Below are 11865 nucleotides of genomic sequence, written 5' to 3'. Positions count from 1 at the left end.
GTATAAATTGCTTAAGAATTCGAAAGAAACATCCGAGAGAATCGCGCATCTCGCCGCGGTCGTACTCGCAAAACTGAATGCATCGCCGATCGAGAAAGAACTCGCGGGTTCCGCCCTCTCACAGCATCACACGTTCAAGCACACAAGCGCGGCAATCGGAAAAATAGCGGGCAAGGTGCTGGCCGATCCACATGCATGCGAGCATGCGAAAGAACTGGCGGGGTCGGTGCTCGCGCAGGTTCGCAATATGCATGAGCGCGCGCCGGAACGTTAGAACCCGAGGCACTCGCTGGGAGGCGGCAGCGAAACGAAAAGAAACGAAACAGGACAACAGGCGAAAAAAATGCGCTGCCGTTCTTTCACGGCAGCGCATTCAATATCAGACCAACAGCGTGAACCGCGGTCATCAACCGCGGCGGTCATCAACAGCGCGACACGATCCGTCGCAACTGTATCGCCCGCATGTTACCCCGCGCGCGTCAGCAGCAGCGCATTGGTCCGCTTCACGAAGCTCGCCGGATCGTCGAGCGAGCCGCCTTCCGCCAGCAACGCCTGGTCGAACAGCAGATGCGCCCAATCGTCGAAGTTCGCGCTATCGGTATGCAAGCCCTTTACAAGCGGGTGCTCGGGGTTCACTTCGAGAATCGGCTGCATCGTCGGCGCCTTCTGACCCGCCGCCTTCAGCATACGCTGCAGGTAGCCGCTCATATCGCCTTCGTCGGCCACGAGGCACGACGGCGAATCGGTGAGGCGGAACGTCAGGCGTACGTCCTTTGCCTTGTCCTTCAGCGCTTCCTTCATGCGTTCGACAAGCGGCTTCAGTTCTTCGCCGACCTTCTCCTGGGCCTGCTTTTCCTCGTCGTTGAGTTCACCGAGGTCGAGGTCGCCACGCGCGACGCTGGCGAGCGGCTTGCCGTCGAATTCGTTGAGGAACGACAGCATCCATTCGTCGACACGGTCCGTCAGCAACAGCACTTCGACGCCCTTCTTGCGGAACACCTCGAGATGCGGGCTGTTCTTCGCGGCCTGCCACGTATCGGCGGTCACGTAGTAAATCTTCGACTGCTCGGGCTTCATCCGCGCGACATAGGCGGCCAGCGACACGTTCTGCTCGTCCGTATCGTTTTGCGTCGAGGCGAAACGCAGCAGTTTCGCGATGCGGTCCTTGTTCGTGAAGTCTTCGCCGATGCCTTCCTTCAGCACCTGCCCGAATTCCTTCCAGAACGACGCGTATTTTTGCTTGTCGGCGTCGGTTTCCGCTTCGGTTTCGAGGTTGGCCAGTTCTTCGAGCATCGACAGCGCGCGCTTGGTCACGCCCTCGCGGATCGCCTTTACATCGCGGCTTTCCTGCAGCAGTTCGCGCGATACGTTGAGCGGCAGATCGCTCGAATCGATCACGCCCTTCACGAAGCGAAGATAAGCGGGCAGCAACTGCTCGGCGTCGTCCATGATGAACACGCGCTTCACGTACAGCTTCAGACCGCCGCGGTGCTCGCGGTTCCACAGGTCGAACGGCGCATGCGCGGGCACGTAGAGCAGCTGCGTGTATTCGCTGCGGCCCTCCACACGGTTATGCGTCCACGTCAGCGGATCCTGATGGTCGTGCGACAGATGCTGATAGAACTGCTTGTACTGCTCGTCGGTAATGTCGTTCTTCGCGCGCGTCCACAATGCGCTCGCCTGATTGACGGTCTCGTCTTCGTCCTTCGTGACCATCTCGCTTTTTTCCGCGTCCCATTCCTCTTTGCGCATCAGGATCGGCAGTGCGACGTGGTCCGAATACTTCTGGATGATCGACTTCAGGCGGTACGACGACAGCAGATCGTCTTCATCGGCGCGCAGGTGCAGCGTAATGGTCGTGCCGCGCTGTGCGCGCTCGATCGTGTCGACCGCGAAGTCGCCTTCGCCCGCGCTTTCCCAGCGCACGCCTTCAGACGCCGGCAGGCCGGCGCGACGCGTTTCGACCGTGATCCTGTCCGCGACGATAAAGCCCGAATAAAAGCCCACGCCGAACTGGCCGATCAGCGCCGCATCTTTCTGCTGGTCGCCGGACAGCTTACCGAAGAATTCCTTCGTGCCCGAGCGCGCGATCGTGCCGAGATTCGCGATCGCTTCGTCGCGGCTCATGCCGATGCCGTTGTCGTCGATCGTCACGGTGCGCGCGGCCTTGTCGTAAGACACGCGAATGCGCAGGTTCGGGTCGTTTTCGTACAGCGCGTTGTCCGCGATGGCCTCGAAGCGCAGCTTGTCGGCCGCGTCGGACGCATTCGAGATCAGTTCGCGCAGAAAGATTTCCTTGTTGCTGTACAGCGAATGGATCATCAGATGCAGAAGTTGCTTCACTTCCGCCTGAAAGCTCATGGTCTCTTGTGCCATGGTCGGACGTCCTCTCTATTGCAGGTGGATTCGAAATCAGGGGGCGGCGATGCGTGGCGCCGCACGGCCCCACGCTTGCTAGCGCGCCGTGCATGATAAGCGCGGAACCGGATCGCGCTGATCGCCCGCCCAATTCGCCCGCCCAATTGGGGGCGCAGCGCATGATTTCAAGGGGGTCAGGACGCGCGCCGGATCACGCTGTCCAGATACTCGCCGAGGAATGCGGGCAGCGCCGGGTCGCCGCAGTTCGCCACATTAAAGCGCATCCAGGTGGTTGGCGACTGCTGCGGCGAAAAAAGACTGCCCGGCGTCAGCAGAAAACCGGCTTCGTGGCCGGCGGCCGCGAGCGCATCGGCGTCGACGCCGGTATCGGTCCACACGAACATGCCCGCGCCGGGCGTCAGGAAGTGCCGCATGCCGGTCTTCTCGAGCATGCGGCACGCCTTGTCGCGCACCGTGTCGAGCCGCGCGCGCAGCCGCTCGACATGGCGCCGGTAATGCCCTTCCGTGAGGATTTTGTACAGCACGCGCTCGTTGAGTTCGGGCGTCGTCATATTGACGAGCATCTTCTGGTCCGCGACGGCCTGCGCGATTTCCGGCGCGCACGCGATAAATCCGACGCGCAGGTTCGCGGCGAGCGTCTTCGAAAAGCTGCCCATGTAGATCACGCGCTTCAACTGATCGAGGCTCGCGAGGCGTGTGGCCGGATAGCCGGGCGGGCACAGATCGCCGTAGATGTCGTCTTCGACGACGATGAAGTCGTACTCTTCGGCAAGCCTCAGGATGCGGAACGCCTGCGCGGCCGTCAGCGACGTGCCGGTCGGGTTCTGCAGCACCGAGTTGATCACGAGCATTTTCGGGCGCCACGTCTGCACGAGCGTTTCGAGCGCATCGAGATCGGGGCCGTCCGGCGTGTACGGCATGCCGACCAGATGCGCGCCTTGCGAAGCGATGCGTCCGAACATCTGGAACCAGGCCGGATCGCCGACGATGACTGCGTCGCCGGCCTGCAGATAGAGTCGCGACAGCAGATCGACGCCTTGCGTGATGCCGGACACGAGCACGATGCTCTGCGGCGACGCGCCGATTTCGAGTTCCTCGAGGCGCGTCTGCAATTGCTGACGCAGCGGCAGGAAGCCTTGCGGCGTGCCGAAGCCGAGCATCTGCGCGCCGCTCTGGCGGCCGAGCGTGCGCAGCGCGCCCGCGATCAGCTCGCCGTCGAGCCAGCGCGACGGCAGATAGCCGAGCCCGGGCCCGCGTTCGGGCTGCGTCGACGTATGCAGCATATTGCGCAGCAGCCAGACCACGTCGATCGTGCTCGGCGCCGGCGCGGCCTCGTTGGCCGGACGCCGCTCGCCCGGCATCGGCGAGGCGAGGCGCTCGCGCACGTAAAAGCCCGAACCGCGCCGCGAGTCCAGATAGCCTTGCGCGACGAGCCGCTCGTACGCCTCGACGACGGTAAAGCGCGACACGCCCTTATCGAGCGCAAGCTTGCGAATGGACGGCATGCGCATGCCGGGACGGAACACGCGTTCGTCGACACGGCGGCGCGCCCACTGGACGAGCTGATCGACGAGCGTCAGCGCGGACGCGTCGTGCGGAGCGGGAATCTGTTCGAGCGGGACGGACATGGCTGACTCCAACTGTACCGAGGACTACCTGTGCGATTGTACCGTTACTGTGCAGGTCGCAGACGATACATTCGACAGACTTCGGGGTAACCGTACACCTTGCTGCCGCGCGTGCGCCATGCCATCGGGCAGCAGGCGGGCGTGCGGCACGTCGCATCTGCGGGCTGCGCAGCACCGGGCCGCTACGCCGGAGCGGGTATGCTTGAAGCCTTTACCGCGGCAGCGCGAAGCTTCGCGCCGCATTGCGTCCGCCCCGCCGCTGCACAACTGTTTTTTCGATCCGCCATGACCGTCCACCCGCTTCGCCTCGATCATCTCGTCGTCTCGGCCCGCACGCTCGACGAAGGTTCGCAATATGTCGCCGACACGCTCGGCGTCGCGCCGTCCGGCGGCGGCTCGCATCCGCTGATGCGCACGAGCAACCGGCTGCTGAACCTGTGGGGCGGCGTCTATCTCGAGGTGATCGCGGTCGATCCCGACGCGCCCGAACCCACCGACGGCGCGGCCCGCCCGCGCCTCTTCGCGCTCGACGACCCCGCGCTCGCCGCGCGGCTCGACAGCGGCCCGTATCTGTCGCACTGGGTGGCGCGCGTCGAGCGGCCGAAAGATCTCGCGCGCTGGCAGGCGCAATACCCCGAGCGGATTGCGCCTGTCGTGCCGATGACGCGCGGCGATTTCACGTGGGGCCTGTCGGTGCCCGACGACGGCGCATTCCCGAGCTGGCAGCACGCCGGCGACGGCATCGTGCCGACGCTGATCCAATGGAGCACGGCATTACATCCGACGCAGCGCCTGCCCGAATCGGGTATTGCATTGAGAACGCTTAGCGCCGTGCATCCGCAAGCCGATCTGATTGCGGCTCACCTCGACTGGCTCGGCGCCGCGCATCTGATCAAACTCGCCGCAACCGACGGCGCACCCGCGCTCGTCGCCGAGTTCGAGACGCCGGGCGGTCTGCGCACACTCAAATAACGGAGCCGTCGAAGCCATGAATTCGCGCGAATCCCAAGGCATGCTGCTCGGCCTGATCGGCGTGGTGGTGTTCAGCCTCACGCTGCCGATGACGCGCATCGTCGTGGCCGAATGGCACCCGCTGCTGAACGGGCTCGGCCGCGCGCTCGTCGCCGCCGTGCCTGCCGGCGCGCTGCTCCTCTGGCGCCGCGAACGGCTGCCGAACTGGGCCCAGCTGAAAAGCCTCTGCGTCGTCTCGCTCGGCGTGGTGATCGCGTTTCCGGTGTTCTCCGCATGGTCGATGAAGTACGTGCCCGCCTCGCACGGTGCGGTCGTCAACGGCTTGCAGCCGTTGTGCGTCGCGATCTACGCGGCGTGGCTCTCGCACGAACGGCCGTCGAAGCTCTTCTGGTCGTGCGCGCTCGCGGGCAGCGCGATCGTCGTCGCATTCGCGTTCGAGGCGGGCGGCGGCGCACCGCAGGCAGGCGACCTGCTCATGCTCGTCGCGGTCGGCATCGGCGCGCTCGGTTACGCGGAAGGCGCGCGGCTCGCGAAACAGATCGGCGGCTGGCAAGTCATCTGCTGGGCGCTCGTCGTATCCGCGCCGTTTCTTGCGCTGCCGGTCGGCTGGCTCGCGTGGCAGCAGCATCTGCTGCACCCGGGGCCGGTTGCGCTCAAGACGTGGCTCGCGTTCGCCTATGTGGCGTTCTTTTCGCAGTTCCTCGGCTTTTTCGCGTGGTACGCGGGGCTCGCGATGGGCGGCATCGCGCGCGTCGGCCAGGTGCAACTGCTGCAGATTTTCTTCACGATGGCGTTTTCGGCGCTGTTTTTCGGCGAAAGCGTCGCGCCGTCGACGTGGATTTTTGCCGCAGCAGTCATCGCCACCGTGATGCTCGGCCGCCGTGCGACGGTGCAGACGGCGCCGCGCGCGGTTCGCACAAGCTGAACGGCAGTCGAGCAAGCATGACATCAACGCAAGACGTCACCACAAGCAGACGAGGACCCCCAACGTGGACCCAAGCGATCTGACCAACGTGAGCACCCGCTCGTGGCAATTGTCCGAACGGGCGCGCAAGCTCACGAGTTCCGCCATCCGCGAAATTCTCAAGGTAACCGAACGGCCCGACGTCATTTCGTTCGCGGGCGGCCTGCCGGCCCCCTCCACCTTTCCCGCGGAACGGATGCGCGCGGCCTCGGACCGCATTCTGCGCGATACGCCGGGCGCCGCGCTTCAGTACAGCGCGACCGAGGGGTATCTGCCGCTGCGCGAATGGATCGCCGCGCGCCATTCGGCGCACGGCGCAAACGGTAGCGTGCAGATCCGTCCGACGCAGGTGCTGATCACGACCGGCTCGCAACAGGCGCTCGATCTGCTCGGCAAAGTGCTGGTCTGCCCGCAAAGCCCGGTGCTCGTCGAAACGCCGACCTATCTCGGCGCGCTGCAATCGTTCTCGCTGTACGAGCCGCGCTACGTGCAGGTGCCGACCGACGAGTCCGGCCTGATCCCCGCCGCGCTCACAGCGGAACTGACCGCGGGCGCGCGCCTGCTTTACGCGCAGCCGAATTTCCAGAACCCGACGGGCCGGCGCATGGCCGTCGAGCGCCGGCGCGAACTCGCCGCGTTCGCGCAGCGCGCGCCGTTTCCGGTGATCGAAGACGACCCGTACGGCGCGCTCGACTACCGCGGCGAGCCGTTGCCGACGATGCTGTCGATGGCGCCCGAGCATATCGTGCATCTCGGCTCGTTCTCGAAGGTGCTGGCACCGGGCCTGCGCGTCGGCTACATCGTCGCGCCCGAAGAATTGCACTTCAAACTCGTGCAGGCGAAGCAGGCCACCGACCTGCACACGCCGAGCTTCACGCAGCGCATCGTGCATGAAGTGGTCAAGGACGGCTTTCTCGATACGCACGTGCCGACCATCCGCGCGCTGTACCGCGATCAGTGCGCGGCGATGCTCGCGGCGCTCGAGCGCTACATGCCGGAAGGCGTGACCTGGACCCGGCCCGAGGGCGGCATGTTCGTGTGGGCGCAACTGCCGCCCGCGATCGACACGATGAAACTACTCGAAGAAGCAATCGCGCAAAACGTCGCGTTCGTGCCCGGCGCGCCGTTCTATGCGAATGAAGCACAGCACAACACGCTGCGCCTGTCGTTCGTCACCGTGCCGCCCGAGAAGATCGACGCCGGCATCGCGCGGCTTGCGACGCTCGTGCGCGCGCGCATCTGATCGCAACGGCGCTACCATTGAGGTTTTACACTCGCCGAAAGGACTGACCATGGCTCAAGCAAACGTCTACGACAAACTGAAGGAACTCGGCATCGAACTGCCGACCGCCGGCGCCCCGGCCGCCGCCTACGTGATGAGCGCGCAAAGCGGCAACACCGTCTACCTGTCGGGCCATATCGCGAAGAAGGACGGCAAGCCGTGGGTCGGCAAGCTCGGCGAGAACCTCTCCACCGAAGAAGGCAAAGCAGCGGCCCGCTCGATCGCAATCGATCTGCTCGCGACGCTCCACGCGCACGTCGGCGACCTCAACCGCGTCACGCGCATCGTCAAGGTGATGAGCCTCGTCAACTCCACGCTGTCGTTCACCGAACAGCATCTCGTCACGAACGGCGCCTCCGAGTTCTTCGTCGACGTGTTTGGCGAGCGTGGCAAACATGCGCGCTCGGCGTTCGGCGTCGCGCAGATTCCGCTCGGCGCATGCGTCGAAATCGAACTGATCGCCGAAGTGGCGTGAACTTCGCCTGAGCATCCACGCTTTCGCGAGCGACGCGCGACGCGGCCATGCATGCTGCCGGCCGCTCGCGATCGGCTCCCGCCGCTGTTCGACATCCGCCACCAGGAAGCACGATGACCGCGCGCACTGCCCGCTTCAAGCAAGTCGACGTTTTCACTTCGGTACCGTTCAAAGGCAATCCGCTTGCGGTCGTATTCGATGCGGACGAACTCGGCAGCGACCAGATGCAGGCCATCGCGCGCTGGACGAATCTGTCCGAAACCACCTTTCTGTGCAAACCGACGGACCCGGCCGCCGACTATCGCGTGCGCATCTTCACGCCCGGCCGCGAGTTGCCGTTCGCGGGCCATCCGACGCTCGGCACCGCGCATGCACTGCTCGAAAGCGGTTATCGGCCGAAGCAGGCGGGACGGCTGGTTCAGCAATGCGGCGTCGGTCTCGTCGAACTCGTGGCGCTTGGCGCAGCCGATGCAACGGCTGCGGCGGACCCATCGACACCATCGCATCGCGGCGGCGCATGGGCCTTTGCGGCGCCGCCGGCACGCATCGCGCCGTTGCCCGACGCGCAGTACGCGGCGCTTTCGGCCGCCTTGCACAGCGACGCGATCGACTTCGGCGCGGCGCCGTGCGGCGTCGACAACGGCGCGCCGTGGCTCGTCGTGCGGCTCGCATCGGCAAGCGACTGTCTCGCGCTCGAACCCGATGCGCACGCACTCGCCGGGATCGCGCACTCGGTCGGCGCGCATGGGCTTGCAGCTTATGGTCCGCATCCGCCAGGCGGACCCGCGACGTTCGAGGTGCGTTGCCTGATGACCGGCGACGCATTCGGCCTCGGCGAAGACCCGGTGACGGGCAGCGCGAACGCCGCGCTTGCATGCCTGCTAACCACACAACAGCGCCGTCCGGGCGAGCGCTACACCGTGCGCCAGGGTACGGTGCTCGGCCGCGCCGGCGACGTCGCCGTTCATTACGACGATGCAGCGGGCAAGACATGGATCGGCGGCGCGTCCGTCACCATCGTCGATGGCACGTTCAGGCTCGGCTGATACGCGAGAACATCTGGGAACACCGCAACGCGGCGCGACTTGCAAGAAGTCGCCGCAAAAATCAATTTAAATTGAAGTGCTGCAAATACAACGAATTCGCATAGCATCGCTATGCAAACATGGCGCTTCCTTTCTTTTCATGCAACGTGCATCGCGCTTGTTGCACCATAAAGCGGATTAGTGGAAATGGCCGTGCCTATTCAAGCAAGGCCAGCCCTTGGCAAATGCGGCGAACCGCGACCGGAGCGTCTGCTCCGGTCCTGCTGAAACGCCCGCTGCGCGCGGCTCTTCGGGCGGCGTGCCGCGGCACCGGCAGCGCACCACAAGGCCTTTGAAAAGCACGCGTATACCCGATGCGTGAACGCTTTCTTAATCCTGAGGCATTCAGTAATATCAAAACCTAACCGATGACCTCGGGCGCGGATCGACCGGATGGTTCCGCACGACGCCAGACCGCATTGCGCATCAAATGCCGGTACTTCGCTTACCATGCAGCCGGGTTACCGTTAGCGCAGTCGTCGAACGAACACAAACACTGCCTGAAGCGTCGCAAGCAGCGCAGTCATAAGCCATAGGGTCGCGGTCCACTCTCGATGAATCAGCTCCATCACTCCAGCGTACGCGAAGCCAGGCACCGGCTTGACCCGGCCGCCTCGCGCCGCCGCGCGCTGCTCGCGATCCCGGCGCTCGGCGTGCTGGTGCTCGTGCTGCTATGGACTGTCATCTTCGCGCGGCTGTCGGTCGAGAAAGAATCGACCTATCGGGAAGCGATGGCGTCGGCAGGCATTCTTTCCGCTGCGCTCGAACAGCATACGGTGAAGGCGATTCACCAGGTCGACCAGATCACGCGCTTCGTCAAATTCGAACTCGAAAAATCCCCGGCCCGCTTCGATCTCGCGAGCACCGTCGAGAAAGGCGTCGTGCAGAGCGAGACGCTCGTGCAGGTGTCGCTGATCGACGAGCACGGCAAACTGATCGCCAACACCGCAGAAGCGAACCCGCGCCCGATCGATCTGTCGGACCGCGAACATTTCAAGGTGCACGAGCACGAGAACGACGACCAGCTTTACATCAGCAAGCCGGTGCTCGGCCGCGTCTCCGGCCACTGGACGCTGCAGATGACGCGGCGTCTGAACCATCCCGACGGCTCGTTCGCAGGCGTGGTCGTGGTCTCCGAAGACCCGAGCTACTTCACCACCGACTTCTATAACAACGCGGCGATCGGCCGCGACGGCGTGATCGCGGTGATCTCGGACGACGGCACCGTGCTCGCGCGCCGCACCGGCAACGACGACCGCGCCTCGGGCGTGTTCACCGCGAGCGGCACCTATCCGACCTCCGAGCATGTGTCGGGCACCTATGTGGACCCGATCGATAACGTCACGCGCGTCGTGTCGTACCGGCATATCGACGGCTATCCGTTAGGCGTGCTCGTCGGTCTGTCGCAGGCCGAAGAATTCGCCGACTACAACCACACGCGCAACGTCTATCTGCTGATGGCGAGCTTCATCTCGCTCGCGATGCTCGGCTTCTTCGCGGTCGCGACAGGGCTGATCGGCAAGCTGCTTGGCCGCGAACGCGAGATGACGCACCTCGTCGAATACGATCTGCTGACCGGCTTGCGCAACCGCTATTCCACGCTGCAGATTCTTCACCATGAAGTTGCGCAGACATCGAACGTCGGGCGGCTCGCCATTCTGTTTATCGACCTCGACAACTTCAAGACCGTCAACGACACGCTCGGCCACAACGCCGGCGACATCGTCCTGCAAATGACGGCGGCGCGCCTCGCCGATGCCGTGGCCGGCGTGGGCACGCTGTCGCGCATCGGCGGCGACGAGTTCGTCGTGATCGTCAAAGGCGACGATGTCGAAGAACGCGCGGTCGCGGCCGCCGAGGCGGCGTCGGACGTGTTCGCGACGCCGTTCGAGGTGCGCGGCAGCAGCTTCGTGCTGCATGCGAGCATCGGCATCGCGCTCTACTCGATTGCGAACGAAAGCGAGATCGATCTGTTGAAGAAAGCCGATCTCGCGATGTACAGCGCGAAGGACGCGGGCAAGAACTGCTATCAGTTCTATTCGCCGCAGCTCTCGCACCGCGCCGACCATTTGATGAAGTGGGAGCAGCAACTGCGCATTGCGCTCGCCGACGGGCAGCTGTTTCTCGCGTACCAGCCCAAGATCGACCTGACGCGCCGCTGCATTACGGGCTTCGAGGCGCTCGTGCGCTGGAACCATCCGCAACATGGCCTGATTCCGGCGAACGAGTTCATTCCCGTTGCGGAGTCGACGGGCCTGATCGTGCCGATCGGCGACTTCGTCATCCAGACGGCCTGCCGCCAGCTCGCGCAGTGGCAGGCGCAAGGCTACGAATCGCTGTCGCTCGCGGTCAATATTTCGGCCGTGCAGTTCTGGCGCGGCGATCTGTTCGATACGATTGCGCGCGCGATCGAAGACAGCGGCATTCCCGCGCGACGCCTCGAACTCGAGATCACCGAGACCGCGATGATGGAATTTCCGGATCTCGTCTCGGAGAAAATCTTCGCGCTGAAGCGGCTCGGCGTGCGCATCGCGCTCGACGATTTCGGCACCGGCTATTCGTCGCTGTCGTATCTGAACCGCTTCTCGGTCGATACGCTGAAGGTGGACCGCTCGTTCGTCCAGGCCGTTCCGGGCGACCGCAGCGTCTGCGTGATGGTGACCGCGATCGTCAATCTGGCGCGCTCGCTCGGGCTGACCGTCGTCGTCGAAGGCACCGAGACCGAGGAACAGGTCGCGTGGCTCGCGGCGCTCGGGCAGATCGAAGCGCAAGGCTTCCTGTTCTCGCGCCCCGTGCCGAGCGACGGCATTCCGGCGCTGCTCGACAAGTTCGGCGTGTGCGGCTTGCGCACGCGTGCGCTGCCGCGCGAGCGCAGCGACGGCGACACGAGCGACGCGCCGAGCACGAGCGGTCAGCCAGTCTGACAGCTGGGCCGGCGGCAGATCGGGGAACAGGCCTCGTATCCGTGCCGATCGCTCACTTCTGAGTTGCCATGCATTCCAAGCGATACCATCCTATGGTGGTGCGCGCGGGATGCCGTATTAGCGCGCTATTAGTCGGACGGGAATAGGTTGCGCCCA

General features: G+C 64.5%; 9 protein-coding genes. 7 read left to right on the top strand and 2 right to left on the bottom strand.

The features are described from left to right. The first annotated feature begins 7 nt into the window (after positions 1–7). The gene (locus BTO02_RS08160; RefSeq protein ID WP_075156610.1) at positions 8–274 is read left to right on the top strand and encodes a hypothetical protein; all 267 of its coding nucleotides are present in this window, start codon (positions 8–10) and stop codon (positions 272–274) included. A 191-nt stretch (positions 275–465) separates the two neighbouring features. On the opposite strand, the gene htpG is transcribed toward BTO02_RS08160, so the two are convergent. Both htpG and BTO02_RS08150 read right to left on the bottom strand, forming a co-directional pair. After that, complete coding sequence (htpG, locus tag BTO02_RS08155; RefSeq protein WP_075156609.1) at positions 466–2376, bottom strand: molecular chaperone HtpG; 1911 nt, start codon at positions 2374–2376, stop codon at positions 466–468. Positions 2377–2552: 176 nt separating this feature from the next. Continuing rightward, positions 2553–4007 carry an aminotransferase-like domain-containing protein gene (locus tag BTO02_RS08150; protein WP_075156608.1) on the bottom strand — a complete coding sequence of 485 codons (1455 nt, stop codon included), beginning with the start codon at positions 4005–4007 and terminating at the stop codon, positions 2553–2555. Positions 4008–4292: 285 nt separating this feature from the next. Here BTO02_RS08150 and BTO02_RS08145 point away from each other — a divergent pair, with 285 nt between their 5' ends. The 6 genes from BTO02_RS08145 (at position 4293) to BTO02_RS08120 (ending at position 11709) form a co-directional block, all read left to right on the top strand. Then, positions 4293–4979, top strand: a complete 687-nt coding sequence (locus BTO02_RS08145; protein WP_075158700.1) for a VOC family protein — start codon at positions 4293–4295, stop codon at positions 4977–4979. Between the two features lie 16 nt (positions 4980–4995). After that, the gene (locus BTO02_RS08140; protein ID WP_075156607.1) at positions 4996–5904 is read left to right on the top strand and encodes a DMT family transporter; all 909 of its coding nucleotides are present in this window, start codon (positions 4996–4998) and stop codon (positions 5902–5904) included. Positions 5905–5968: 64 nt separating this feature from the next. Continuing rightward, entirely contained in the window at positions 5969–7186 is a 1218-nt protein-coding gene (locus BTO02_RS08135; RefSeq protein ID WP_075156606.1) for an aminotransferase-like domain-containing protein, read from the top strand. A gap of 49 nt (positions 7187–7235) precedes the next feature. Next, entirely contained in the window at positions 7236–7700 is a 465-nt protein-coding gene (locus BTO02_RS08130; RefSeq protein ID WP_075156605.1) for a RidA family protein, read from the top strand. A 113-nt stretch (positions 7701–7813) separates the two neighbouring features. Next, on the top strand, positions 7814–8746 hold the full coding sequence (locus tag BTO02_RS08125) for a PhzF family phenazine biosynthesis protein (protein ID WP_075156604.1): 933 nt from the start codon (positions 7814–7816) through the stop codon (positions 8744–8746). A gap of 593 nt (positions 8747–9339) precedes the next feature. Further along, complete coding sequence (locus BTO02_RS08120) at positions 9340–11709, top strand: bifunctional diguanylate cyclase/phosphodiesterase (protein WP_075156603.1); 2370 nt, start codon at positions 9340–9342, stop codon at positions 11707–11709. Positions 11710–11865 lie beyond the last annotated feature (156 nt).

Source organism: Paraburkholderia sp. SOS3 (assembly GCF_001922345.1).
Lineage (GTDB): Bacteria > Pseudomonadota > Gammaproteobacteria > Burkholderiales > Burkholderiaceae > Paraburkholderia.
Note: the sequence above shows the minus strand (reverse complement) of the source record. Positions and strands in the feature narration are given on the sequence as shown.

Bases quoted from the DNA above. Each gene is read 5' to 3' on its own strand.
- htpG (WP_075156609.1), bottom strand. From the start codon at position 2,376: ATGGCACAAGAGACCATGAGCTTTCAGGCGGAAGTGAAGCAACTTCTG.
- BTO02_RS08150 (WP_075156608.1), bottom strand. From the start codon at position 4,007: ATGTCCGTCCCGCTCGAACAGATTCCCGCTCCGCACGACGCGTCCGCG.
- BTO02_RS08145 (WP_075158700.1), top strand. From the start codon at position 4,293: ATGACCGTCCACCCGCTTCGCCTCGATCATCTCGTCGTCTCGGCCCGC.
- BTO02_RS08140 (WP_075156607.1), top strand. From the start codon at position 4,996: ATGAATTCGCGCGAATCCCAAGGCATGCTGCTCGGCCTGATCGGCGTG.
- BTO02_RS08130 (WP_075156605.1), top strand. From the start codon at position 7,236: ATGGCTCAAGCAAACGTCTACGACAAACTGAAGGAACTCGGCATCGAA.
- BTO02_RS08125 (WP_075156604.1), top strand. From the start codon at position 7,814: ATGACCGCGCGCACTGCCCGCTTCAAGCAAGTCGACGTTTTCACTTCG.
- BTO02_RS08120 (WP_075156603.1), top strand. From the start codon at position 9,340: ATGAATCAGCTCCATCACTCCAGCGTACGCGAAGCCAGGCACCGGCTT.